Source organism: Rhizobium sp. P44RR-XXIV (assembly GCF_001999485.2).
In the GTDB taxonomy this organism is placed as follows: Bacteria; Pseudomonadota; Alphaproteobacteria; order Rhizobiales; family Rhizobiaceae; genus Rhizobium.
On sequence record NZ_MPVZ02000027.1, the window covers coordinates 520,377 to 544,857 of the forward strand.

Sequence of the window (24,481 nt, forward strand, 5' to 3'; positions counted from 1 at the left end):
GCGACCATAACAGTGAATTCCACCGCATTTGCTGCGACGTCTGCTCATGCCCTACCGGCGCCACAGATCTCAAAGGCACTCGATGCCTTGCTGTTGCCAATCGACAAAGCTGTCATAAAGAAGTTCAAACTGAAGAAAGGCGAGCACGGCGTCTTCGTCCTGTCGGTCAAGCCGGGCGGTGTTGCCGACAAACAGGGAATCAAACCCGGCGATATCATTTCGGAGATCCACGGTCACAAGGTCCACAAGCCTGTCGACGTGGACGCCGCGGTTGAACGTGGCCTCAAAGCAGGTAACTCGAACGTCGCTATGGATCTTTACCGCGGCGGAGCGACCGTCGAGGTGACGACCGTTGTAACCCAGGAAGAGTACAATGAAGCAATCTCTGTAACGGAAGTGTCGACCTGGGAAAGCGAGACGACTGACAGCTCTTTCTCATATTCGGAGTTTGTCTCTGAAGAAACATCCGAAATCGAATCTTCCTATGAAAGCGAGGAAACCACGGTCGAAGAGGAGTTGAAGCAGGACGAAAGCGCCAACGACGCAGAGACTGCTGAGGAGGCAAGCGAGGATAGCGACACGTCGGATGATGCTGGCGACGACAGCTCGGATGGCGACTGAGAAGCATCCGCCGAAACTTTGCGGCTCGGCTATTTCTTGGCCGTGCCGTATGAATTTGGGCCGAGCACGTTGCGTAAGGTGAACGACAGCGCTTGTTCGAACCAGGTTGGGATGGTCAAGCAAAGTTGTGATCGGACGGGTCTGGAGCCAGATGATGTTGCTTCATCTTCGGCCCGGAATTTAGCTCGGAGCGACATGCGTTCAATCCGATAGGCAGCGTGTGACCAGAGGATTTCTAAACGGGCTGTTCGGGGCTCTGTGGGTTTCCGCTGTTTCGCACAATAATCAAGGGAATAGCTTTCAATGACCAATACCTACTGCAACTGGGGTGAGACGCACCTTTCAGGCGTTCCTATCGACCTCAATCTTCACTTGGGATTGAGACAAATGAGATCCTTGAAATCGACTGCAGCGACCGTCGCACTGGCCTTTACCCTGAGTGTTGATTTCCCCCATAGAATGGTCAAATAGGGCACTTTGGGGTGACCCGTGCAACTCCCCCCAATTTATTGCAATAGCTCGCTTTCCTTCGCTCGAGTTGGGGCACCCGAAAATCGAAATGGTCAAATCGAGGTGATATTCGACAAGCTGGCAATTCAGCGCTTAGCGCAACTCTACAGGCAATTATGGCTTCGAACCACGTTAAACCACTACTTCCTATTTTTACGACAGCTGGCATCATCATAGGTGCGCATGGATTGCAGTTAACGTTCGTTGCTGTTCGAGGGGCGCATGAGGGCTTTCCGGCTACAGTTATCGGCGTCATGAGCGCCGTATACAGTGTAGGATTTGCATTGGGTTGTCTTTGCGTTTCACGGCTCTTTTTCGGAATGGCCCAGAAGCGGGCGCTCACGCTGCTGGCCGTTGTCGCCTCGATCCTGACGGCATCAATGGTCCTGACGGATGAGCCAAGCGCCTGGATCGTCATTCGCTTTCTGTCCGGCTTTGCTTATGCAAGCCTGCTCGCGGTAATAGAGAGCGAGATCAATGCAAATGTCAGCAACTCTTACAGAGCGCGTGCTTTGTCCATTTATCGGCTTATCAGCCTCGGTACAGTCGCACTTGCACAGCAGGTCATCCCTTCTGTCGAGGTGGATGGTCCGGCGGTTTTCTTCATCATATCGGTTGCCATCCTTATATCGCTGGTCCCGATTTCATTTATAAAAACCTCCGGCCGGGCGAGCACAATGGAGTTGAGGTTCAATTTCGTGCGTGCTTGGCATACTAGTCCTATTGCGGTGCTAGGGGCAATTGCTGTTGGCCTTACAGTTACCACGTTCCGCTCAACCGGGCCGGTCTATGCGCATTCAATCGGGCTGACGCCAGCCGAGATCGCTAATTTCATGAGTGCAGGCATTATAGGCGGATTGATATTGCAATATCCGCTCGGCGTGTTTTCGGATCGCTCCAACCGCGTCGCAGTTATTCTTTGCACGGCGATCGGCGCAGCTGCGACAGAAATGTTTCTCGCCACTTTTGCCGGTACGAACGAAGTTCGAAATATAGCCGGAACTGTTATATTCGGTGCTTTCAGTTTCCCCATATACGCGCTGTGCGCCGCACACGGGAATGATCGTGCCGAAAAACGTGACTACGTGATGCTTGCGTCGACACTGTTGTTTTTCGTATCCATCGGCGGCGCGCTGGGACCGTTGATAGTTTCCGCCGTCATGCAAAGCGAGGGGCAAGCCTCTTTTTTCTATTATATGATGGCTGTTCACGGACTTATGAGCGCTTACATAATCTATGAGCTATCCGTAAAGAGCCGAAAGACATGAACAGGGGTTGAAGTCAAAAGGCCACGCTCAGGCAAATGCGTCATCCGCTGCCCGGCTTCTCCTCATTTTGCTTCATTAAGCGGCATTCAACGCCCTGATCCAGCCATCGAAATCCGAAGAGGATTCGGTATCGTTGTTCGGACTAACATCACCCAGTTGACGGCGATATTGTCCGGGGGACATAGAGAAAAATTCGGAAAACGTGCGGATTGCGTGGCTTTCACTAGCAAAACCGGCCTGATGACAGAGCGTGCTGACGCTGAAACGCGCCATTTCCGGCCTTGTGAGTAACTGCCGCAACTTCGCTGCCCTGGTTTTCTGTAAATATCTTGATATGCCGCCAGCGGGCTTGAAGAGTTCATAAAGACGGGTGCGCGAAAGATTGGCTTTTTTGGCGATCCATTCAGGTGAAAGTTCCCGTTCGGCAAGATGGGCGTTCACCAGCAGCTTGACACGCTCCATGGCCTCGCTGGCATCCCGGGGGCGGGATTGTTCCTCCGATTCTAGCGCAAGCGCCAATGCCTGCCGGAACATCTGCGTAACACGTCTGGCAATAACCGGCTCGTTCAGAAGATTCCTGCGCATGAGCGAAGCCATCACATCTGCGAGGATAGCGGATTTCTGCCCGTCAAGAATGAAGCCGTGCAGACCGTCCACATTGTTGTCGAGGGTCGCCAGGATGTCGGGCGCTAAGGAAAACGTCAGATAATGGCAGTCCACCAGCGTCGTGTGTTGAGGCTTGGTCATGTCGAAAAGAATGATTTCACCGGCACGAACCGAAGTTCTATCGCTGGGCGTCTCCACCAAAAGCTGTCCTGAAAGATTGAGCTGCAAGACGAAATGCTCAAAACCGTCAACACCGGCACGGCGCAAGGATCGCTCGTGGGTAACCCCGTTTAGGTGGCGATCGAACATGACGAGTTTACCGAGACGCTTTGCCTCGACGTGGGCGTAAAAATCGATCCCGCTGGTTTCCACATCCGACCCGCCAGCGTAGAGCGCCCTGTAAGCATCGAAACCCTGATCCCGATGCAAGTCCGAACTGTCGAAAACGAAAGACGTCATTTCTTAACCATGTGGAATGGCCATGCTAAAGCAAGCCAAGTGTATTATTTGGTGCCTATTTAAGAAGTATAAAATATGACATGAAAGTCACATTAGTCAGTTATACTCTAAAAATACCGTAACAAACCCCTTTCTGGACGTCCAGACGATTAATTCGGACGCTCAGGCATGTTCGACAAATAAGCCCGCTGGTACCCATTCGCCAGATTTCAATATCCGCGCTGTTTTAAAATGAGACTGGGCGTGGCGATGGGGGGCATAGGCAGCATGAACAAGACGTTAGACACACACCGTTCCGGCAACACAAAGCATATGAAAATGCTGTTCAATACAACGTCTTTTCTCGTGCTGGCTCTCGCATCTTCCACATTCGCCGTCGCCGCCGAACCCGCATCTGTGGCGCAAAGCAATTCAGTCGTCACTTTCGACATGTTCGCGCCGCCGAATACGAATGGTAGTTCCTTTGTCGGCCTAAGCGGTGACGGCTCCTCACTGTTGGTCAATAACTACGATCTTAGTGCTGGAAGATGGGTGCCTTACGTTTGGCGGAACTCCGAGGGTTCCGCTCTTGTTGCGACGCAAGATGTTCAAGCGCGCGCGATCAATTATGATGGATCCGTGTATGTCGGTTCCACCATGTCTTCCGAAGTAACGCATGCGGCTCGCATAACGGCTTCAGGTATGGAGGATCTGGGAACGCTTGGTGGAACCTATGCGGTGGCCATTGGTGTCAGCGATGATGGAAGTGCGTTGACCGGTGCTTCATATCTTACAGGTAACGCTGCCGTGCACGCATTTTACTGGTCCACGTCCACAAATAGTCTTTTGGATATTGGCACGTTAGGTGGAATCCAATCGCTTGGGATGGCCATCAGTGGTGATGGAACCACGGTCGTAGGCCAGTCATCCCTAAATTCCGGGGAGGTGCACGCATTCCGCTGGCCGGTTAATGGCCAGATGACGGACCTGGGAGTGCTCGACGGTGATGATTCTTCTCAGGCGGTTGCGGTAAGCAGAAATGGCAGCGTCGTGGCAGGTTACTCGTCTTCCAGCGAAGAAGAAACCTCCAGAGTTTTTCGCTGGACGCAGGCAGGCAACATGGTCGATATCGGCACCCTCGACACCGGGAATCCGAATGACAGTAAGAATATCAATTTTGGTGCGCTGAGCCGCGATGGCAATACGATCGTGGGCTATGTTTCCGTGTCTCCCGAGAGCGGCGGCTATTATGAACGGGCCTATCGATGGCATGCTGGTAACGACGGAGTTACGGGCGCAATGGAGCAACTTGGAACGCTTGGTGGGCGCTACAACCGTGCGTATGCTGTCAGTGCCGATGGCAATGTCATAGTTGGGCAAGCCAGCACTGCAAGCATTGGCAACGACAACCCTGAAAAATTTCATGGATTCCGCTGGACGGCCGCCACCAATACGATCACGGTCGACGACTGGTTGAGAAACAATGGCGTGACATTGGCGTCGGATGTTACTCGGACTGCCGTGGCGGTTTCCAGTGACGGCAGTGTCGTTGCCGGCACCACATATGATGGTAAGTTCTATTATGCCCGTGTCAAACCTGCTGAGACCGGCTCTACTGACCCCGGCTCTACCGGCACGGGCTCCACGGACACGGGCTCGGCCGGTACAGGCTCCACGGGCACAGGCTCGACTGGCACGGGCTCGGGCGGTACAGGCATCATGCTTGTCGACCAGTTCGTTCCAACCGTTCAGAGCGCTGCCATCCTACCCAGTAACACTCAGCTCAACTACGCCAACACGGCCATGTTTGGAGCTGAGGGCAGCCCGATGCGCAACCTTCTCAACGCCGGTCAGCGCTCCGCATGGGGCACGGTGGACTCTGGCTATGACAAGAGCCATACCGCCGATGGCGGGTTTGCACTCGGTGAGTTCGGTCTGGGTTACGGTATCGCAGATGGGGTGACCGGGCGCCTTGCCATTGGCGGCACTTACACCAAGCAAGATCTCACCGGCGGTGGCGACTTCAATTTCAAGGGCTTTTATGTGTCCCCTGAAGTTAGCGCAAATATTGGTGGTAATTTCTATGTGACGCTCGGTGGTTACTACGCTCTGGGTAAAATCGATATCCACCGCGGTTATCTCAATGGCTCGTCAATTGACTTTTCCGATGGCAACACGGACACGCAGACTTGGGGCGGCAAGCTCCGTCTCGACTGGTTGAACGCAGCCACCATCGCTGATACCGCAATCACCCCCTATATCGGTTTGTCCCGCGCAAACACCACGGTCGATGCCTATACCGAAAACGGAGGTTCTTTCCCTGTTTCATATGACGAAATGAACGACCATGCGACGATTGCGCGCCTGGGTGCCGACTACGTTCACCCGATCACGGAAAACGTCAACCTTCTGGCACGTACGGAAGTGGCCCACCGCTTTGAAAACCGCTCGTCAGCCGCAAGCGCAGAAATTATCGGCCTGTCATCTGTCGATCTGCCGGGTCAGAATCTCAAGCAATGGTGGGTCCGTGGTGGTCTCGGCACCGAATTTGCCGTCAGTGGCGGTACTGCCTCGCTGATGGTCAATGCCTCGACTGAAGGCGGCGATCCGCGCGTATGGCTTCGCTCTGGCTGGAAGGTGAATTTCTAAATTTCAACCCAGAAAATCGTGCTTTGCACGATGAAATTATTACAAAACTGGAAACAACGGAAGGTGGCTGCTCACCTCCCGTTGTTGCTAATTTCGGGTGTTCCGCCTACACTTTTGCTGCTGTTATCGCAACAAGGGCGACCTTCATCCTCCTGGCTCGATTGGTCAGCTCCTCGAGTAATTCGGCGATCGCCGTGTTGAGGGCAGCGAGCGAGAAGAAGGTGCGGTTGTTGAATTCCACCATGGTTTGACCCGCTTTTCCGTTTGACGCTGACCCAATTAGGTCGAGACAAGTGTTTGAAATCGTTCGAAATTTTGAGCCATCTGCGGGTAGTCGCGAAATGGCAAGTTGGGTGAATTTCACATGGAATTCAACACGGCGTCCTTGCCAAAAGGGTTTTAGCCGTTTTAGGCGCCATGCAAATTTTGAGAGCGCGACCGAGGAGTCGGCGAAGATTTCGGGCGTCATGCGCCTGGCCGATCGAAATGCGAGAGTGCTAATGACACTGCGCCGCGATGTCGAAGCCATTGGTATCGAAGACAGTTTCGAGGATGCCTTCCTGCGCAAAGATCTAACCACCCGCAATATCGTTACCTGTGAGGAGGCCATGTCGGCGCCTGATGGCCGATGGCTGATGACATCAGGTCTCGTGCTTGTGCGCCAGAAACCGGGCTCGGCCAACGGCGTCATGTTTCTGACTGTCGAGGACGACACGGGGCCTGCCAATGTCGTCGTCTGGCCGACCCTCTTTGAGCGCCGGCGGCGCATCGTGCTCGGATCCTCGATGATGGCGATCAATGGCCGTATCCAGAGGGAAGGGGAGGTCGTGCATCTGATCGCCCAGCAGCTGTTCGATCTGACAAGCGATCTCACAGGTCTTGCCGATCGCGATGAAACCTTCAAGCTACCGACCGGTCGCGGCGACGAATTTGCGCATGGGACGCCCGGTTCACCTGACTCGAGAGAGCGAGCTATCATGAAGGTCCGTGAGATCTATGTGCCTGATCTGCACATTGATACGCTCAAGGTGAAGAGCCGGAATTTTCATTAGGCGAAGGTTGCCCTCGGCCCTTTGCGAATATTATACTGTTGTCTATGGTGCCCTGGCTTATTTCTGATCAGCCAATCGGCAGGCATTTCGATGAAGAAGAACATCCTGATTGTTGGAGCAAGCTCGGGTATCGGCCTTGAGTTGGCACGGCACTATGTAGGCGAAGGACACCGTGTCTGCATCACAGGCCGCAATGATCCTAGTCTGCCTGGCGCGCAGTTCTTTCGACTCCCAATTACCACTTCGACAGATAACTTGGCTAAAGGGATCGATGGCCTCGTCGCTGCGTTCAAAAATGTGCATACGCTGGTCTATGCCGCGGGGTTTCTGCAGCGCGGCTCGATCGATGTACTGCCTGATGCAGCCCTTCTGACCATGGCCAATGTGGGCCTTATTGCTCCCATGATGCTGGCGGCGAGGTTGAAACCTTTGGCTCCCACACCGTTGAAGCTGATGCTCATCACGTCCAGTTCCGGATATACTCCGAGGCCGCAAGAGCCCGCCTACGCAGCGACGAAGGCAGGCCTAGCCATGCTTGGCGCGTCGCTGGTCCGCGATCTAGGATTTGGGAAGGTGCTTGTAGTCGCACCTTCCGGCATTCGAACGGCTTTCTGGAGGGAAACAGACGAGGACACTAGCACCATGCTGGACCCTATTTGGACGGCCGAACAAATAGTCGCCCTCTCCAGCGGGCCCTTCAAATACAAATATGCGAAGATCCTAAGAAATCCCGCACGAGTTGAGGTCGTCGAAAAACTAGATAACGCCTTCGCCGCAATTGATTGAGGTATCTGCGGCATCAATGGTCTCTTGCCGAGACTCAGCGTGGCCTACATACTGGTTTCCTAATAGGATGAACTCATGGGCAAGGGCGAAACCCATCTATCAAGATTGGCCGGACATGCGGAGGTGCTGCTTCGCGGGGAGGTGTTCGACCAATTCGGTGCCCTTTGCTTTCGCTCCGACCACCAAGGTGCCCTTGAAATCTTGCTTGTGACGACCCGCGAGACGCGCCGTTGGACTATTCCTAAGGGCTGGCCGATCAAGGGACTGAAGCCGCATGAAGTGGCCGAGCGTGAAGCATGGGAAGAAGCAGGCGTGAAGGGCAAGGCCAGGAAGAAGGCCGCCGGCTATTATACATATCTAAAGACCCTACCTGATGGTACCAAGACGCCTGCCATGGTGGAAGTTCACCTGCTGTCCGTCGACAAGGTCTGCGAAAAATTCCCCGAATATAAAGAGCGCACTCTTGAATGGATGTCTCCTTTGGAGGCCGCGCGACGTGTCAATGAGCCAGAGTTGAAGGGCCTGTTGATCACCCTGGAAGCTGGTGGCTTCGTGTAGGCGATGCCGATATTGAGGCATGCTGGTCGCACGGCCTAGAAGATTGGCTAGGTCATTCGCTTCAATAGTGTGACCAGGGCGTCGGTGTGGTCGTTGGCCTCGAGCGAGAGGACCTGATGATCTACCAGGTCAGCAATCGCCACCAAAACCTCGCGTTCCGACCAGCCTACGGAGATCGCCGCGCTCACCAGATCCTTAAAAGCCGCCTGAAGCGCATCCTGGCAGCGTAGATGGCGGTCAGGATCATCGTCAGTTACGAAGGGTCGTACGATATCAGGCATATTGAAAAGGTGGACTGATTTGCCGGTTTTGGCAATCGAATATCACAAACGCCTAAAAGATGTGTAGCCCACCACATCCTTTGCAATCCGGTCCGAACTGTCATTGGCGCCGCGTCGAAAGGCCTCCGACTAGCGGCAATCAGGCGACTTTCGATGAAAACTTCCTATGCGCTTACTCTGAGTGTCTCGATCTCGCGAGCCGCATTGGCGGCATCACTGATACCGACGAAAGCCAACTTGGAGATGGAATCGCCCTCAGGATCTTTAGAGACTTCCCGACGAAACACGACCGTCCCTGAACCATCGAATTTCTCGGTGGTTTCGACAGCGTTGATACCAGCAGGCCCAACGGTCAGAACGCGTTTTCGAAGCAGGTTGGAGACAATAAGCACGCGTCTGTTTGTAACCGCATAAGTGGTCCGCGAAGTCGCAATTGCGTCCAAAAAGGCTTTGGCAACAGCCACAAAACCGAAAATAACGAAAATGCCTGAAAACAACGCCGGCCAGACGTCGCTCGGAGGTTCTCCAAGCCATATCGACTGAACAACCGGCAAAACTGGTTGAATGCCGATCCCTACGAACATACCGCCAATCACAAGCGTCATGCCGCTACGCGTGAGCATCGGAATGAACGTTGGCTTACCGGTCCATCTCACCATTTCACCGGGTTGCAGTTCCGCCTCAATTGCGTCTTGGATATTCCAAGGTGGTCTCGTCACACGGCATCCCCCAGCGCGGACACGATTGCTCTTGCAAGCTCACAATAACGTTTCCAATACCAACGAAATTTACAACGAGGCCAGTCGCGGAACTCTGCTTTGCCAACCTAAGCGTCTGTTAGCCATTTCCCGACTTCGGCTGCCGATGCATAGGTATCACTGCGCTGTATGCCGTCCAGTTGTTAGCGAACTCAATCCAAGCACTACTATCAAGACCGATATGGCGCTCAAGACTCAACTTCGGAAATTCGAAACTCAGTACCGGTATCGCGCACGATATGGAGGTCGCGGATCATTTCGGCGGCATGTAGAAGTCCGTGGTACCACTCTTCATTCGGAACCTGTGCGGCTCCTGCTGAAACCGTACTGATGTAAGTCAGCGCATCCCTACCTTGCACTGGAACGATACCAAGTTCGTGCCTAAGCTCCCGAATTGTATTCACCGATCTGTCGAGCATCCTGCTGACCTCGTAGGATGACAGCTTCTCGACCTCATTTGCGGCCCGCACCAACTCGGCAATAAAGTCTGTCGTGGTGCTCATATTATTCCTAGAATCGCAAGAATTCGTCGCGTCAAAGTTGCGCGGCGGTCAGGCCTTGTCAAGCCGAATTGTCCCGCTGATCCCCGCCTTGCGAAGGGCCGAGTGCGTTGGTGTTGGACAAAATTCCCGTCTTCTCGAACCAGATGAAAGCGGTCGACGAATTAGTTAGATCATTTCTGACCGTCGATCTGGCATGACGCTATGATGGCCTGTCAGCCATCAAGGCTGGTTCTCCTGGAGGTTTAAGGGAATCGAGGCGGTAAAAGTGTCTATGGTGTCATCAAGCGTTGCCCCGTTCTTCGTCCAAGTCGGTTCGCTGACCAATGTCGTTGGCCACATCGGCATGGTGACTATCCCGCAGGTCTCGCCAGCTTGGTCGTCGACTGCGAGCTGCAGTGTGCCTGACGGAATGCTGTCCGGAGCAAGGTAAAGGCCGACTTGGTGAAAATGGATACCTGATCGATCTGCTACTGCCGCCAACAGATCCGGGGCGGCCTCATCCGCCTGCATATCTTGAGCGTTGATCCAATAGTAGGATTGTTCGATCTCCGGATAGTCGAGCAGCGTATCCAGGATTTCGCGCATGCGCTCCAGCTGCAAACTCAGGTCGCGTGATTTCTTACCACCACCGTCGAAGCGCTCGTCATAGCAGCGAATGCTGACGTGCCTTACAAAATTGTCCAAGGCGATTGCGTCACTGCCGCTGATGGTCAGGGTTCCAGCCTTCGGGCTCGGCTCGTCGTCATAGGTTTCTTCAAGAGAAATCGCATTTGCCATTGTCATTCTCCTTGCGATCTGGCGCCATCGCGGGCACCGAGTTCCTCCAGGACGCTCCTGGCATCCCAAATCATCCTCAGGAATGCTTCGGACTTGCGGGTGGCGCCGTCGCCCTGCCGCTCGTCAAACACATCTTCTCCAAGGAATGCGACGAGATCGTTGAATATTTTCGCATCGCGCTCGGTCATCGTGTATTCGGTCGTCTTCACGGCACACGTCTCCGTTCCGCCAATTGAAGGCGGTCGTCTTTGTCAGATTTTCAGTAAACTGAGGCCGAGTGGCCTTGTTTGTTCTATGAATGTTCTCATTTTCAGGAAGAGTCAAGCCGGAGCCTTGTCGAATTGAACTAGCCCGGCCGTGACCCCATTTACCAGCGGGAGCATTGGCAACGCCCGGCTAATTCGAACCAACAGAGGTTCCGCGGTGACGCTGATCGGCCGTTTCAACTATCGGAGTTCTGGCAATGGCAACGGCATCCGCCTATTACGGCTACGATGATACCTTCGACCGCAATCGCCGTCTCCGGCGAATCGCAGCGGTCGCAACCTTCATGGACACCGCGGTCACGATCCCCTTCACCCGTATTCGATTTGGAGCGGACTCCATATTGGGGCTGGCTCCGGGACTAGGCGACGCGGCGGGGGCGGCTATCAGCCTGGTGCTCGTCAACGAGGCAAGGCGACTTGGATTGCCCAAGGAAAAGCTGCTTGGCATGCTGCTCAACGTTGGCATCGACACATTCGGTGGCAGCGCGCCGATCCTCGGCGATTTGTTCGACGTCTATTTCAAGGCAAACAAACGCAACGTCGATATCGTGCTCGATCATTTCGGGTTGACCCGTGATGATCTCGCCAAAACGCGCATTTGAATTCGGCACCTCCGAGTTGTCGCTGCGCGGCACCAACGGGGCGGTAAAGGTTGATCTCAGATATGTCACAATATCCGAAGGGGTCATGAGTTCGAATCCACTCAACGCCAGCATTTGTCACCCGTCGAAAAGCTCGAGATAAAATCGAGTGCCAGGTTGGGAAGTTTAGCTCCGCACGAAGCGGATATTCAACTGTCGATTCTTCAGTGTAAATTGGCGAGTAGGTCCGCAATGTCTTCTTCTTGAAGCTTGTCGCCAAGATACCAGCTGATCGTGTCGTAGATGCCAAGAAACGAGCCGCTTATCTTTTCGATAATGTTTTCGGTCTCTTGTGTCGAAAGACCAAGCTTATCGGCCAATAGGTTGCGCAGTGCTCGCTCGGCGCGGGGGTCTGATAGCACTTCAGCGGGTGTTGAGGCGGCTGATGGCTTTCGTGCCGGCTTGGCATCTGATCGGCCGGTCAACTCACCTGTCAGCCGAATGTCGCGCGAGGATGCGCCGACTTCGATAACAAAGGCTTTGGCACGCAGAACCCAACATTGTTCGGCGGGGTCGTAATGACAGAAGTCTCTGCGCGAAAGCACCAGTGCAACGACCTTCATTTCTCCTGGCTCTAGATCGATTTTCGCAAAGGCTTTCAGCTCTCGCACGGGCCGCGCCAGGTCGGGCTCAATGGGCCGGACGTAGAGCTGGACAATTTCCTTGCCCTGGCGTGCTCCGGAATTGCGAAGGGTGAACGAGACATGGCAAACGTCATCCGCGCCTATATCCTGACGATCCAGCGACAGCGCGTCGTAGGAGAATTGGGTATAGGTCAGTCCGTGGCCAAAGGGGAATAACGGTTCGATCTTCTTGTGGTCGTAGAAGCGGTAGCCGACGAATATGCCTTCGCTGTAGACATGATGACGGTTTTCGCCAGGATAGCTGTGCCAGCCCGGAATGTCCTCGATGCGCAACGGCATTGTCGTACTGAGCTTGCCGCAAGGGTTCCGTTCCCCAAAGATGAGCTGCGCGATGGCTTCGCCGCCACCCTGGCCGGGGTAGAAGGCGGCAAGCACGGCATCGACATCGTTCAGCCAGGGCATGGCGACGGCATCCGGCATTGACAGCACCACAACCACCTTGTGGCCTGCGGCGTTAAGCGTGGCGATAGTCGTATTCTGCCAAGGTTCCAGTAGGAGGCTGTCACGATCGTTCCCTTCACCGCTGCGGTTCTTGACGTTCTCCGCGAAGACGATGACGATGTCGGCGCCAACGCAGTCGGATAGAATATCAGCCGCCGCTTCAGCGTCTTGCCCCGTTGTGGTGGGCGGAGACCGAACATGATCCACACGGAGCGATGCCCGACATCGCGCTCTCATGCACTCAAGGGGCAGATCGACGCGATAGGGATTGGTGGTCGCAGACCCGGACCCCTGGATCTGGGGGCGGATCGCACCGTCGCCGATGACGACGATCCGTTGCAGTCGGGCTGGATCAAGAGGAAGGACATCATCGCGATTTCTGAGAAGCACGATCGATTCCGCTGCGATCTGCCGGGCGAGCTGATGGTGGGTCTCCAGATCGACGGGAGTAGGCAACTGTATCGCAGAACATTTTCGAGCCAGATCGAGCACGCGCCGGCAGGCGTCATCCAACCTCGCGCGATCGACGCGCCCGGCTTTTAGCGCCGTCAATAGCCTTCGTTTGCGTGGTTTGCTCTCCGGCATGTCGAGATCACAGCCGGCGGCGATCGACGCCACGCGATCCTTGATGGCATGCCAGTCGGAGATAACAACACCTTCGTAATCCCATTCCCGACGCAACACGCTTGTCAGAAGCCAGGCGTGCTCCGAGGCTTGCACTCCGTTTATCGGATTATAGGCGCTCATCACCGTCCATGGATTGCTCTTGGCGATCGCGCGCTCGAAGCCCGCAAGATAGATTTCACGAAGTGCCCTTTCGTCCACGTCCGAACTCATGGTCGTGCGGTCGAGCTCCGAATTGTTGCACGCAAAATGCTTGAGCGAGGCGCCGATGCCGCGAGCCTGCAATGCATTGATCAGGGCGGCGGCCAGCTCGCCGTTAATGACTGGATCTTCGGAATAATATTCGTAAGCGCGACCGGCAAGCGGCGTACGCCGGGTGTTGATGCCAGGCCCGAGCAATAGGCGCACGCCCATACTCAGGCATTCCGCCGCCAGAGCTTCGCCCATGCGCATCGCGAGCTCCACGTCCCAGGAGCAGCCGAGGAGATTGCCGTTGGGAAAGCAAGTGGCGGGCCGCGTCGAACCAAACATGCCGTCGGCCTGCTGGTTCACCAGTGCCTGAAATGCTGCCAGATCGCTTTCATCGCTATCGTCTGCCTCAATCTGGGTGGTGGAGTATCGGACGCCATAGGTGCCATCGGTCATGACGATCGACGCGATTCCGTGCTTTTCGATGGCCGCAGTTCGCCACAACCCATGCCCGCTGACGAGATCCACCTTCTCCTCGTCGCTCAGATGTTCGACCAGTGTTTCGCTATCCAATTCGAAATGTTCTTTCATGGTCTGCGGTCCCGGGCTGGATCGGAAGCATCGGCGCGTCAGCTGATCTTGCGCAGCAATTCGGCCAGCATGACGCGTTCCGCATATGTGAGAGGCCCGAGCGTCTCCCGCGAAATATCCCCTGCGGCGGCGAGATTGCGATCGATCATGCGCTCGCCTTCCGCCGTCAAGGTGAGTACGAGCCTGCGGGCATCCGTCGGATCCGGGGCGGTCTTGACGAGGTCGCGTTTCGCCAGCCGGTCGACCACACCCTTGATGGTGGCCATGTCCATCGCCGTCTCGCGTCCGAGATTGCCCTGCGAAGAGGGCTGAAGGTCGCGCAGCTTGACCAGTGCTGCCCACTGCGTTGTCGTCAGCTTCTCGACCATCTGGCTCGCGAAGATTGCGACGTGTCTTTGGTTCGCCTGACGCAGAAGAAAGCCGATCTGCTCGCCAAGCGCATAGCTTGATGTGCCGGCTCCCTCCGTGGTCGCGGTGTTTGCCATTCGGTCTTTGTTCTCACCCACTCGCCTATCCATATTCCCCACCTCGTTGTTGCACCTGCTTGGCGCAACGTTTTCAAGAGTTAGCTTCTTATGTCCAGCTGTCGAGAATGGCTTGAGTGGACAGGACCGAAATCTGCTCTGGTAGTCTTGGCGCAAGGATGTCGAGAACGGTCTTATGGGCGTGGTCGTCCGCGCTGGCCAAGGCATCGGCCGCAAGGACGACGTTGTAACCAAGGTCGATCGCCGCCATCACGCTCGAATAAACGCAGACATCAGACTCTATGCCTGAAAAAATGAGCGCATCGACTTGCTGGTGCCTGAGGCGCTGATCCAGATCCGTGCCCGCAAATACCGAATAGCCGCGCTTGTCGAACACGTTCGTCTGATCCGCGAGCGGCAACAGCGGTTCAACAAGCTCATGCAGGGACGGATCATGCGAAGAGCCGGTTATCATGGACCAGCGCTGATAATATCTTCGCCAGCTGCCTTCCGCTACCTCAGCCGTTTGCGGAACGATGAAGCGGGCGAAAAGCGTATGGGAATGCAGAGCTGTGCTGAGGCGTACGACGTTCGGCAAGATCGACGCAAGCGCCGGCGTATGCCATGCTGTCTCTTCCGCAAAAAGGCGCTGCATATCGATCACGATATGCCTGAAGTTCGAGGTGAGGATCGCCCCTTGCATGGCGTCAATCCGCAAGCGCTACAGTATGTTCGGGAGACCACGACAGGGTCACCGTCTCGCCTTGCCGCAACAGATGTCCGTCGCGGTTCTGTGCGAAGAGTTTGAGGGCCAGACCATCGGCAGTTTCCAGCATGTAGGACAACACCGGGCCGGCATAGATGACGGTGGTGATCCGCGCTGCGATGCTGTTGACACCCTTGTCGGCCATGGTGGACATCTTTTCCGGGCGAACCGCGAGTGTCACCTTGCTGCCGGTTGCCGGAAGCGTGCTTGTGGTCTGGATGACGGCGCCGTTGTCGAGGCGAACCGCCCCGGCCTCGACCGTACCTGCCAAGAAGTTGGAGTCGCCAAGGAACTCGGCGGCGAACCTCGTACGCGGCTGCTCGTAGACCGTTGTCGGCGCACCGATCTGCACGATCCGGCCCTTGTCGAGAATGGCGACGTTGTCGGAAAGCGTCAGTGCCTCCTCCTGGTCATGGGTGACGAAAATGGTCGTCAGCCCACTTTCGCGCTGGATACGCAGAAGTTCGACCTGCATTTCCTGCCGCAGCCGCCGATCGAGAGCCGAGAGCGGCTCGTCGAGCAACAATACACTCGGTTTGATGACAATGGCCCGCGCCAGCGCGACGCGCTGTTGCTGACCACCGGAGAGCTGTTTGGGCAGGCGGTTGCCGAAATCCGGCAGACGCACCATTTCCAGCGCACGCTCCACTTCCTTGCGGGCCGCATCTCCGCGAATGCCACGCCGTTCGAGCCCAAAGGCAACGTTCTGGGCAACGGTCATATGGGGGAACAGGGCATAGGATTGGAACATCATGCCGATGTTTCGGCCCCACACCGGCACATGCGTCACATCGTTCTTGCCGATGATCACCACGCCCTGATCCGGGCGGATGAAGCCTGCAACGATACGGAGCAATGTCGTCTTGCCGGAGCCTGACGGGCCGAGCAGGCTGGTAAAGGAACCTTCGCCGAATTCGGTCGTGATATCGGTTAGAACGGGCATTGCGCCATAGCTCTTGGCGACGGATTGGACTTTAACGTTTGTCACGGTTTTCTCCGGGTTTGGCAAAGCGCGCGAAAATCAGAATGGCTGCCATCGAACCGAGCAGGAGCAGTGTCGAGATGGCGTTTATTTCGGGCGTGAATCCCTTGCGAATGGCCGCATAGATTTGCACCGGCAGGGTCGAATAGCCTGGTGTGGCGAGGAAGTAGGAAATGACGAACTGATCCAGCGAGACTGCGAATGCAAAGAGTGCCGCTCCCAGAATGCTGGGATAGAGCAGGGGCAGCGTCACGCTGAAAAAGGCATGGATCGGCGTCGACCCGAGGCTCATTGCGGCCTCTTCCAGGTCGGCGCGGATGGTCTTGAAACCGGTCCCGACCACGAGGACGACATAGGGGATGGCCAGCGCGACATGGCCGATGATCAGCGCATGCATGCCTCGTCCGATGCCGCTCCAGTAAAAGAAGATCAACATGGCTGTTCCTGTGATGAGCCATGGAATAGCAATGGGCGGTAGTAGCAGCAGTTGCAGCAGGCTCTTGCCGCGAAAAGCGCTGCGTGAAAGCGCGACCGAGGCCATTGTCCCAAGCGTGGTTGCCAGAACTGCGGTGATGACGGCGATGATGATGCTGTTGGCGCCGGCTGTCAGCAAGGTGGTGTTGCTCATCAGCGCCGAATACCAGCGCGTCGAAAACGTGAACGGAAGTTCGTAAAGCGGGGACTCATTGAAGCCCATCGCCATCATGACGAGAATTGGTGTGTAGAGGAAGACGAGAACGGCAATCAAATAGGTGCGGCCGAGCAGTTTCATGATGGACCTCCCTTATGCTGCCGTTCCGCGACGCAAGACGCCGGAGAATGTTGCGAATATGGCAAGGACGACAGCAAGCAACGTAAAGGAAAGCGATGCGCCGAGCGGCCAGTTGAACGCCTGGGTAAATTGGTCTTCGATCACGGTTCCCATAGTAACGCCGACGCGTCCTCCAAGGATGCGAGGTTCCATGAAGGAGCCGATGACCGGGACGAATGTGAGGATGGCGCCTGAAATCAGGCCCGGACCCGCCATCGGCAGGAGGATTTTCCAGAGGATGGTCCACCACCGCGCGCCAAGACTTGCCGCTGCCTCGATGATCGCGTCGTCGATGGTGATAAGGGCGATGTAGCAGGTCAGGATCATATAGGGCAGATATCCGTGCACCAACCCCACCACGATCGCATAGCGCGTATAGAGAATGCTGATTGAACCGGCATCCGGAGCGACCATGTGCAGCAGATTGTCGAGAAAGCCGTTTTCGCGCAGCACCATGGTCCAGGAGAAGACGCGTACCAGCCCATTGGTCCAGAACGGTAGAAGAATAAGGATCAGCAGCGTCTCTCTTGCCTTTCCCGTGGTCGCGCGGGCAAGTGCAAGCGCGGCGAGGAAGCCGAGTACGGCGCATGACAGTGTCGTCCAGAACCCGATCATCAGCGAATTGAAGCCGATGCCGAGCAGATAAGGCTGATCGATGAAGGCGCGGTACTGCTTGAGCGTGAATACGATGGGCTTGTTGCCCATCGGGGTCGCGGTCATGAAGGAGAAGACAAGCATCGTTAGCAGCGGCAGAAATACCGCCAGCGTCAGCCAACCGTAGGTGGGCAGCAGCAATGCGGCGGTCGATAGCCACGGCGGCAATTGACGTCTCGGGCGCGGATCCGAAGATCCGCGCTGAGACGCTAGGTCTATATTCTTATTCAGCATAGAAGGCTTTCACTTCCTGCCAAAGGTTATTGAAGGCTTCGCGTCGATCGTCCGGCAAGGCGGACATGATGTTCTGCGTCTTCAGATATTCTGGCTTGTGCACCTGCCGGCTGAGATCCGTATCCGGCAGCTTGGCCAGGGCAGCAGAGTTGGCCGATGCCGGCGCCCCGACCTTCGTGGCCCATTCATAATAGAATTCAGGATCGATCAGCCAGTTTACAAAGGCAAGGCCACCGGCCGCATTCGGGGCGGAGGCAGGAATGCCCAGGCCATCGACCCAACCCACGGGACCTTCCTTCGGCACGACGAAGTCGACTGGAAGCTTCGAATTGCGCTTACTGCGCACCGAGCCGCCCGACCAGAATACGGACAGGTCGAATTCTCCGGCTGCAAAGCTCTTGTTCCACTGATCCTCTGTCGACCAGAGCAGCTTTACATTCGGCTTGATGGACTTCAACGCATTCTTGACGGCATCGAGATCCTTGGGGTCGTTCATGTCCTGGCCGGTCATCAAGGCGCCGATGCCGACATTGATGATGGGGTCGTCGTCCATGGCGACACGTCCCTTGTAGGTCGCATTTGCCAGGGCCGCGTAGCTGTCCGGTTTTGCCGAGCCTTCACGAACAGCAAGGGCGGTCATGCCCCAGAGCCATGGCACGGCGTAGCCTTTCCCGTCGTGCGAGAAGTTCGGATTGGCCAGCAGGCTCTTGTCTACGTTCGCCGAATTCGGGACCTTTGAGAAATCGACCGGCTGCAGCAGATCTTCGCTGACAGCCTGGGCGCAACGGGCTGCGTTGAGGACCACCAGGTCATAGGTTCCCGGATTTGTCCGCAGCTTGGTGAGCATTTCGGATTCGGAGCTGTAATAGTCATGAACGACCTTGATGCCGGTCTTTTCCTCGAATTCCTTCACCGACCACGCCTCATCGGTGCCGTAGCCCTGCCAGTTCAAAACGGTGATCTGTCCGGCCGCAAACGCCACCTTGGGAAGTGCCGGATAGACTACAGTGGCGACAAGTGCCGATGAGATCAGTTTGAATGTCTGGCGTCTTGTTATTTTCTGCATGCTGAAACCCCTCTTTATGGTTTGCCTTAAAGCTTACGCCACCAATATTCGGCGGTTTGCCTTCAGGCGGACTTTGATGCAATCCGTAGACAATCATGTGGAATTTTAGTTCGTATACAAACTAAAAACCCTGGAGAATTAACGAGCAAATCGACGCAGCAAAACATTGGCGAGGTGCTGTCGCATCTCGTCTTCACTACATCATATGATCAAGTATGCGCGATATACGTGTCGAATAAGCGATATTTCCATCTGCCAAGTCGATACGTATCTCTTTGTTCAACCCTCTACATTCACGCGAGTATTTTTACTCATTCTTATTTGTATACAAACAATTGCAGCCAGAATAGTTTTTGTCAAGTTCTTCACTGTCGCGAAGCGTTGCCGGAGCGTCAGAAAATGATGTCCAGCAGCCTCTCTTGAGAGGCGGCGGTGATTGCCAGGCAGGCCAGAGGCTGCTTGGCCTTCAGGGCCGCGCTCTTTCCGTCCACGAGAACGGCAACAAGACGCTCCGGATCGAGGAACGGCAGGTGAAGGGTGCCAGCCCGGTCGATGGGGCCGATCCGGCAACGCAACCGTCCCTCGTCGAAACGGAATCCATTCAAAACCACCGGCAAGTCTGTGACGATGACCACCGTGCCGTTGATCGAAACCGTCATCTGGCCGTCGCGGACGGTTGTGGTGAGGGGCCCCGCCGGCGAGAGCACAGGCCCGATCTCGGCATCTTCGCCGCAGTTGCGCAGTATCCACCCGTTCCAAGGGTCGACGTCAACGATCTGGCCGACGGCCATCAGGGGAAGCAGTCCGGCCCAGATGTAGAAGGGATCCGTATCCCCTTGATCCAGGGCTTCGCCCGTCGACGCATTGTAGTTTTCTGCAGCAATCCGCTGGCCCCGCCAGGATTTCGAAAAGAGGTCGAAGGATTGGCGCGCCAGTTTGCCCGCTTCCGTTCCAAAGCCATAACGCTTGAGCCCAAGCCAGACGAGATAGTTGACGTTTGGCCAGATCCGACCGCGCCAGTAAACATTCTCGGTGAAAGCCGGCTCATCCCGTGTTGCGTTGGGCAACACATATTCGCCGCCGAAAAGCGCCTCATCTTGCAGATGGGCCAGGAGGTGATGCGCCTGCTCCTTCGAGGCCGCGCCGCACAAAAGCGGATAGAAGCTCGTGGGTGACAAAGAACGCACAAAGCCGCCATCGCGTTGTCGGTTCGCGAATATCTTGCGCTCGTCGTCCCACAATATCTCGCCGATCAGGCGGCGGCTGCGTTCAGCCAGCAGGCGGAACTCTTGAGCCTCGCTCGCGCGGCCCAGGACTTCGGCCAGGTTGCCAAGCATTTCGGCATCGAGCGCTGCGACACAATTCAAGCCGAGGTCAAAGGTCGAAAGCGTGCGGGTGGCCGGATCGTAGACGGCTTCGTCATGGGTTGCCGAATTGTCCATGCCGGTCTCGTTGCGTGCGCCGAAAGCAGTACCTTTGTAGAGAGCTTCGCCGACGTCGGAAGAGCCGCAGGACAACAGTCCGCGTTGCCCCGGGTCACGGTTGGCGCGCCACCAGCGCTGGCAGCGCGCCAGCACTTCGTAATTTGCCTCCACGATGGAACGCTCGCCGGATCGCTGATAGAGATCCCAAACCGTCAGGGCGCCGAGCGGCGGCTGGCTCCGGTCCACCCAGGCGTCGTTTGATGTCACGATGCAAGCGACATTGCCTTGTGGTGTGGCGCCGGCAAGTGCCGTTGCCATGTTCTCACGGGCGAGATCGGCATCGAACAGGCCAGCGAGAAGAGCTGCATAGGTCTGGTCGTTGTACCAGACGGCAAACTTGCCAAGGTTCCAGATCCGTGTCACCGCGGTATAGGGACGGTGATTGGTTTCATCCCAAATCGTATTCCAGCCAACGATGTCGCGGATCGCGGCAAGTCCTTCATCCGCCAGATCGGGTTTTATGTTCGGCTCCCCCGTCAGCGCAGCACGGGCCTTCTCGATTGCCAGATCCGCTCGGTCGGCGACTGCGGCCGCGTAAGCGCCGCGGCGCATCATTTCCAGATTGAAGCGCAGACCGAGGACCGGCGCCGAGAGCTGCCTGCTTCCAAGATAGAAGTAGCCGTTCGTCTCGAAATCATCTCGCAATGCCGAGATGCTGTCGTGGCCGGTAACCTGAACAGGCGCCTCGGCGCTCGCGACCGCGACATAGCGCTGTCCGATCTTGACGAGTGCGACACCGGCATTTTCGTCGTAGGTGACGGTTTCTCCGCTATCCACCGAGATCGCCAACGTAACCCAGAAGCGTAGGCCCCACTCGCCGGACTTCATCGTTTCCCAGCCACCGCGCACGATAAACGGATCGGGTTTTGACCAGTGGAGGGAAAGACTGGTGCCGGAATGATCGACTTCGAGATCGATATGCGAGCCATCGATCTCATGCCGACCCAGCCGAACCTTGTCGCGCCGCGGTTCTATGGCGGAGGTCGAGCGGCTGCGGGTCGAATACAGGATCGGGGTGAGGCGAACGCCAAGCGGCAGGAAGATCATTTCTGCGGGGCGGTCCGACCAGGAGTTCCAGGCGCGTTTCAGTGGGATGGTAGCATGTTGCAACATGGCGATCAGGGTTCCAGACGAATGAGGCGCGGGGCGGCGGACAGTCCACAGGGATCGATTTGGTCTCCTTGATAAGGAGTGTCCGCGTAGTAGCGGTTGGCAGCAGTCGATGAAACGGAAATTTCGATAAGATGCGGTCCAGCTTCCAGCTTGCCAAGAGGGAAGCAATAGGGCGACCAGGCCCGTCGTCCGACGACATGACCATCTATCGAAACCGCCGCCGCCGTGTGCACGGCAGGCAATTCCAGAGACCATGTGCCGAGCTCGGTGAGTTCGAACATGCGCTGATAGATGCCGGTGCCGGAACGCTTGGCAAAACCCTGGTCATGCCAGCCGCGATCGACGGCGATCAAGTGAGTGTCTTCCGAATCGGAGAACCGGAATTCCCAGCTTCCGCCAAGTATGATCGCCTTATCGTCATTTGCCGAAATGACGAATTGCGATGGAAGGGTCAGGGGCCGCCGCTCCGGAACTGCCGGGGTCAGGCGTAGGCATCGAAGCTCTTGCGGATTGAGCTCCACGGTCACTGCGGCACATGCCGCCTGAGTTGCGATGTCTCCCGTGTCGCATGACCAGATCTCCAGATGGAAACCGGTAGCGAAGGTCATATGCTCGTGCGCGACCGCCTTGCCGTCGTTAAAAAGAACGATGCGCCAGCTGCCGTCTTCGTCTTCGCCGATCCACCGCCACGTGCTTTCGGAATACTCGGTGCTGAGACATGGCCCGCGATCGGCTAGCGAGCGGAGGAGATCCAGGAGGTCGAGCTTGGTCGGTGACTTGCCAAACCGCGTCGTGGCAGGATCGGAAGCGATATCGTCCTCCTCGGCGAGCAGGATTTGGTCCATGACTCCCGAGGACCAGACGCAGCCGCCGTGCGACGTGAATCGGTTCAGCACATTAAGCGCTTTCCCGTTCTGCATGACCGAGACGGCCGGCAAGACGACGGCATCGAAGATCTGTCCTGAGATCTCGATGTATTTACCTCGCAGTTGCGCCACAGCAAGGGCCTCTTCCGAGACAAACAGGAAATCGGTGCGGTTTTTCAGAAGGGCTTCGCACCATAAACCGACATGGGAAGCATGGAGATGATGCGGACCTTCGGACCAGGCCGTGTGCAGTGGGTAGAGAATTGCAACACGCGTCAACGGACGGGCGGGTTCCATGAAAGCGGAAAGGCGCGAGGTCTCGATGGCAAAAAGATCATGAAAAGGCCACCAGGGTTCGAAATTCAATCCCGGTGGGAAATCGAACCGCGGATTGAGGAACGGCGTCGGATCGTGATCCCGGCCGTCGGTCTGATAGAGACCGTGCCAGATGAACTGCCGCATGCCCAGGCAATGAAGCCGAATGGCGTGGGCGCGCATCGTTTCCAGCGTCAGTTCCCATTGGCCAGCGGCGCGAACCGGACTGCGCAGTGCGGTCGCATAGGTTTCGACCATGCAGCGGCTGCGGCCATTGGCGCGTGCCACGGAGTCGGCAAGCTTCGGAGCGAGTTGAGCCGTGAAGTTGTTGGCATCCGCCGCCGTCATATCACGAAAGGAGTCGATACCGAAGAAATCGATCGCCGGTGCGATACGCGGATCGATGCCGCTGAAGCCACCATTGAGGCTCCAGCCACCGACGTGTGGAAGGATCTCATGACCCGTTAAGGCAAGACCCCTTCGTTGCGCCCATTCCCGCAACGTCCCAAAGAACGCACGGTTCATGAGCTCCGACAAAGCGGCGTAGAGCCGGGCGCGGACGATGGGCGTCTGCGGGCCGATATCCACGACGAGCGCAAGGAGTATGATGCCGAGCGGTAACCCCAGCCGCGCCTTTGCCGATGCTGCAAGCGCGGAAGAAAAGGGCAGGCTATTTTCCAGGTTTCCAGCAAGCTGGTCCCAAGAATAGAAACCGGGCGCCGGCTGGTCATAGAAGATGTGGCTCACCGGATCCGGGATCAGTTCATCCAAGGCGGTAACAAGCGGTTCCAGCCCGCGCTCGATGAAACTCTCTGCAGCCTCCGGCATCAGGTAGTTTATCAGCCGTGACGTGCGGCTCCTGGCGCTCAGAAATACGCTCAGCAAAAAGCCGTCCGGCACATCGATAGCAAGCTCGAAACAGCATGATTGAGCCTTTGCCCCGACGATCATCGTCAGATGGGTGACATCGGTGATCTGCTCGGGATCCTTGGAGCCGTCAGCCGGATGAAGCACGGCGGCTTCCACCGTCCACTCGCACCAAGCAGGCGTTCCGCCCTCATACTGCCATTCCAGAATGTGTTTGCTCATTCCGGATGCCCACGGCACGCGAATGCCGGTGATCGCACCCTCACGCCCGGAGACCTGGGACCAGAACAGGTGCCGTTCGCGCAACCCGTCCCGCCCTTCGACAGCGCGCCCGGCCGCCTGGCCACTGATCCAGTTATAGTCGTCATAGATGCCGGCACTCATGCCGAGTCTGGCGGCAATCTCAATGGCGCAACGGTAAGCAGTGACGAACTCAGTGGAGAGATAGTCTTCGCGCGGCATGGATAGCCGTGCCTGCACGTAGATGGTGCCGATCCCGCGCGCACGGAAATCCGTAAGCTGGCTGCGCATCGTCGGTGCGTCCGGAATGCTGTGCCAGAACCAATAGGCCGCGGGCTGGAAGGCCGAACCGGGCGTCCTGAATAGCGCTTGCGTCGCTCTTTCGCTGGCCGAGGAGTTTTGCAGCACGCCTCTGT

21 protein-coding genes and 1 pseudogene are annotated in these 24,481 nt (G+C 56.5%); 7 read left to right on the forward strand and 15 right to left on the reverse strand.

The annotated features are described in order from the left end of the window. The first annotated feature begins 12 nt into the window (after positions 1-12). On the forward strand, positions 13-621 hold the full coding sequence (locus BSK43_RS14730) for a PDZ domain-containing protein (RefSeq protein ID WP_246662585.1): 609 nt from the start codon (positions 13-15) through the stop codon (positions 619-621). A gap of 626 nt (positions 622-1,247) precedes the next feature. Further along, positions 1,248-2,399, forward strand: coding sequence for an MFS transporter (locus BSK43_RS14735; RefSeq protein ID WP_077470927.1), 1,152 nt, complete (start codon positions 1,248-1,250; stop codon positions 2,397-2,399). A gap of 75 nt (positions 2,400-2,474) precedes the next feature. Here the strand turns inward: BSK43_RS14735 and BSK43_RS14740 are convergent, their stop codons facing one another. Continuing rightward, positions 2,475-3,464, reverse strand: coding sequence for a helix-turn-helix domain-containing protein (locus BSK43_RS14740; protein ID WP_077470926.1), 990 nt, complete (start codon positions 3,462-3,464; stop codon positions 2,475-2,477). Positions 3,465-3,731: 267 nt separating this feature from the next. Here BSK43_RS14740 and BSK43_RS14745 point away from each other — a divergent pair, with 267 nt between their 5' ends. Then, positions 3,732-6,092, forward strand: coding sequence for an autotransporter domain-containing protein (locus BSK43_RS14745; protein WP_169055402.1), 2,361 nt, complete (start codon positions 3,732-3,734; stop codon positions 6,090-6,092). A 106-nt stretch (positions 6,093-6,198) separates the two neighbouring features. Here BSK43_RS14745 and BSK43_RS14750 read toward each other — a convergent pair whose 3' ends face one another. After that, positions 6,199-6,561 carry a hypothetical protein gene (locus BSK43_RS14750; RefSeq protein WP_136686951.1) on the reverse strand — a complete coding sequence of 121 codons (363 nt, stop codon included), beginning with the start codon at positions 6,559-6,561 and terminating at the stop codon, positions 6,199-6,201. 85 nt (positions 6,562-6,646) lie between these two features. On the opposite strand from BSK43_RS14750, the pseudogene BSK43_RS14755 reads away from it, so the two are divergent. From BSK43_RS14755 to BSK43_RS14765, 3 genes and pseudogenes are all read left to right on the forward strand, one after another. Beyond that, positions 6,647-7,144 (forward strand): annotated as a pseudogene (locus tag BSK43_RS14755) (OB-fold nucleic acid binding domain-containing protein); the annotation flags it as partial. Positions 7,145-7,234: 90 nt separating this feature from the next. Further along, positions 7,235-7,930, forward strand: coding sequence for an SDR family oxidoreductase (locus BSK43_RS14760; protein ID WP_077470924.1), 696 nt, complete (start codon positions 7,235-7,237; stop codon positions 7,928-7,930). A 75-nt stretch (positions 7,931-8,005) separates the two neighbouring features. Further along, positions 8,006-8,488 (forward strand): NUDIX hydrolase, encoded by a 483-nt coding sequence (locus tag BSK43_RS14765; RefSeq protein ID WP_077470923.1) that lies wholly within the window; start codon positions 8,006-8,008, stop codon positions 8,486-8,488. A 445-nt stretch (positions 8,489-8,933) separates the two neighbouring features. Here the strand turns inward: BSK43_RS14765 and BSK43_RS14775 are convergent, their stop codons facing one another. From BSK43_RS14775 to BSK43_RS14790, 4 genes are all read right to left on the reverse strand, one after another. Further along, a complete protein-coding gene (locus BSK43_RS14775; RefSeq protein ID WP_136686953.1) occupies positions 8,934-9,488 on the reverse strand; it encodes a PH domain-containing protein in 555 nt (184 codons plus the stop codon). A 227-nt stretch (positions 9,489-9,715) separates the two neighbouring features. Next, entirely contained in the window at positions 9,716-10,030 is a 315-nt protein-coding gene (locus tag BSK43_RS14780; protein ID WP_136686954.1) for a hypothetical protein, read from the reverse strand. Positions 10,031-10,249: 219 nt separating this feature from the next. Further along, positions 10,250-10,807, reverse strand: coding sequence for a hypothetical protein (locus BSK43_RS14785; protein WP_077470919.1), 558 nt, complete (start codon positions 10,805-10,807; stop codon positions 10,250-10,252). A 2-nt stretch (positions 10,808-10,809) separates the two neighbouring features. After that, positions 10,810-11,016, reverse strand: coding sequence for a hypothetical protein (locus tag BSK43_RS14790; protein ID WP_077470918.1), 207 nt, complete (start codon positions 11,014-11,016; stop codon positions 10,810-10,812). Positions 11,017-11,270: 254 nt separating this feature from the next. Between BSK43_RS14790 and BSK43_RS14795 the strand changes: the two genes are divergently transcribed. Then, positions 11,271-11,675, forward strand: a complete 405-nt coding sequence (locus tag BSK43_RS14795; protein WP_077470917.1) for a DUF4112 domain-containing protein — start codon at positions 11,271-11,273, stop codon at positions 11,673-11,675. A gap of 203 nt (positions 11,676-11,878) precedes the next feature. Here BSK43_RS14795 and BSK43_RS14800 read toward each other — a convergent pair whose 3' ends face one another. The 9 genes from BSK43_RS14800 to BSK43_RS14840 all read right to left on the reverse strand — a co-directional run bounded on the left by BSK43_RS14800 (position 11,879) and on the right by BSK43_RS14840 (position 24,473). Next, positions 11,879-14,203, reverse strand: coding sequence for a glycoside hydrolase family 3 C-terminal domain-containing protein (locus BSK43_RS14800; RefSeq protein WP_077470916.1), 2,325 nt, complete (start codon positions 14,201-14,203; stop codon positions 11,879-11,881). 38 nt (positions 14,204-14,241) lie between these two features. After that, the gene (locus BSK43_RS14805; RefSeq protein ID WP_246662613.1) at positions 14,242-14,688 is read right to left on the reverse strand and encodes a MarR family winged helix-turn-helix transcriptional regulator; all 447 of its coding nucleotides are present in this window, start codon (positions 14,686-14,688) and stop codon (positions 14,242-14,244) included. An 88-nt stretch (positions 14,689-14,776) separates the two neighbouring features. After that, entirely contained in the window at positions 14,777-15,370 is a 594-nt protein-coding gene (locus BSK43_RS14810; protein ID WP_077470914.1) for an isochorismatase family cysteine hydrolase, read from the reverse strand. A 4-nt stretch (positions 15,371-15,374) separates the two neighbouring features. Next, on the reverse strand, positions 15,375-16,421 hold the full coding sequence (locus tag BSK43_RS14815; RefSeq protein WP_077470913.1) for an ABC transporter ATP-binding protein: 1,047 nt from the start codon (positions 16,419-16,421) through the stop codon (positions 15,375-15,377). Further along, the gene (locus BSK43_RS14820; RefSeq protein ID WP_077470912.1) at positions 16,408-17,187 is read right to left on the reverse strand and encodes an ABC transporter permease; all 780 of its coding nucleotides are present in this window, start codon (positions 17,185-17,187) and stop codon (positions 16,408-16,410) included. Before BSK43_RS14820 ends, BSK43_RS14815 begins: the two co-directional genes overlap by 14 nt. Positions 17,188-17,199: 12 nt before the next feature. Then, on the reverse strand, positions 17,200-18,114 hold the full coding sequence (locus BSK43_RS14825) for an ABC transporter permease (RefSeq protein WP_077470911.1): 915 nt from the start codon (positions 18,112-18,114) through the stop codon (positions 17,200-17,202). Continuing rightward, entirely contained in the window at positions 18,104-19,180 is a 1,077-nt protein-coding gene (locus BSK43_RS14830) for an extracellular solute-binding protein (RefSeq protein ID WP_077470910.1), read from the reverse strand. Before BSK43_RS14830 ends, BSK43_RS14825 begins: the two co-directional genes overlap by 11 nt. 392 nt (positions 19,181-19,572) lie before the next feature. Then, complete coding sequence (locus BSK43_RS14835) at positions 19,573-21,777, reverse strand: trehalase family glycosidase (RefSeq protein WP_077470909.1); 2,205 nt, start codon at positions 21,775-21,777, stop codon at positions 19,573-19,575. A 5-nt stretch (positions 21,778-21,782) separates the two neighbouring features. Beyond that, complete coding sequence (locus tag BSK43_RS14840; RefSeq protein ID WP_136686956.1) at positions 21,783-24,473, reverse strand: carbohydrate-binding protein; 2,691 nt, start codon at positions 24,471-24,473, stop codon at positions 21,783-21,785. Positions 24,474-24,481: the final 8 nt, after the last annotated feature.

Excerpts from the sequence above, each read along its gene's own strand:
- BSK43_RS14735 (WP_077470927.1), top strand. The coding sequence starts at position 1,248 with ATGGCTTCGAACCACGTTAAACCACTACTTCCTATTTTTACGACAGCT.
- BSK43_RS14740 (WP_077470926.1), bottom strand. The coding sequence starts at position 3,464 with ATGACGTCTTTCGTTTTCGACAGTTCGGACTTGCATCGGGATCAGGGT.
- BSK43_RS14745 (WP_169055402.1), top strand. The coding sequence starts at position 3,732 with ATGAACAAGACGTTAGACACACACCGTTCCGGCAACACAAAGCATATG.
- BSK43_RS14750 (WP_136686951.1), bottom strand. The coding sequence starts at position 6,561 with ATGACGCCCGAAATCTTCGCCGACTCCTCGGTCGCGCTCTCAAAATTT.
- BSK43_RS14760 (WP_077470924.1), top strand. The coding sequence starts at position 7,235 with ATGAAGAAGAACATCCTGATTGTTGGAGCAAGCTCGGGTATCGGCCTT.
- BSK43_RS14765 (WP_077470923.1), top strand. The coding sequence starts at position 8,006 with ATGGGCAAGGGCGAAACCCATCTATCAAGATTGGCCGGACATGCGGAG.
- BSK43_RS14780 (WP_136686954.1), bottom strand. The coding sequence starts at position 10,030 with ATGAGCACCACGACAGACTTTATTGCCGAGTTGGTGCGGGCCGCAAAT.
- BSK43_RS14785 (WP_077470919.1), bottom strand. The coding sequence starts at position 10,807 with ATGGCAAATGCGATTTCTCTTGAAGAAACCTATGACGACGAGCCGAGC.
- BSK43_RS14795 (WP_077470917.1), top strand. The coding sequence starts at position 11,271 with ATGGCAACGGCATCCGCCTATTACGGCTACGATGATACCTTCGACCGC.
- BSK43_RS14800 (WP_077470916.1), bottom strand. The coding sequence starts at position 14,203 with ATGAAAGAACATTTCGAATTGGATAGCGAAACACTGGTCGAACATCTG.
- BSK43_RS14805 (WP_246662613.1), bottom strand. The coding sequence starts at position 14,688 with ATGGCAAACACCGCGACCACGGAGGGAGCCGGCACATCAAGCTATGCG.
- BSK43_RS14810 (WP_077470914.1), bottom strand. The coding sequence starts at position 15,370 with ATGCAAGGGGCGATCCTCACCTCGAACTTCAGGCATATCGTGATCGAT.
- BSK43_RS14820 (WP_077470912.1), bottom strand. The coding sequence starts at position 17,187 with ATGAAACTGCTCGGCCGCACCTATTTGATTGCCGTTCTCGTCTTCCTC.
- BSK43_RS14825 (WP_077470911.1), bottom strand. The coding sequence starts at position 18,114 with ATGCTGAATAAGAATATAGACCTAGCGTCTCAGCGCGGATCTTCGGAT.
- BSK43_RS14830 (WP_077470910.1), bottom strand. The coding sequence starts at position 19,180 with ATGCAGAAAATAACAAGACGCCAGACATTCAAACTGATCTCATCGGCA.
- BSK43_RS14835 (WP_077470909.1), bottom strand. The coding sequence starts at position 21,777 with ATGTTGCAACATGCTACCATCCCACTGAAACGCGCCTGGAACTCCTGG.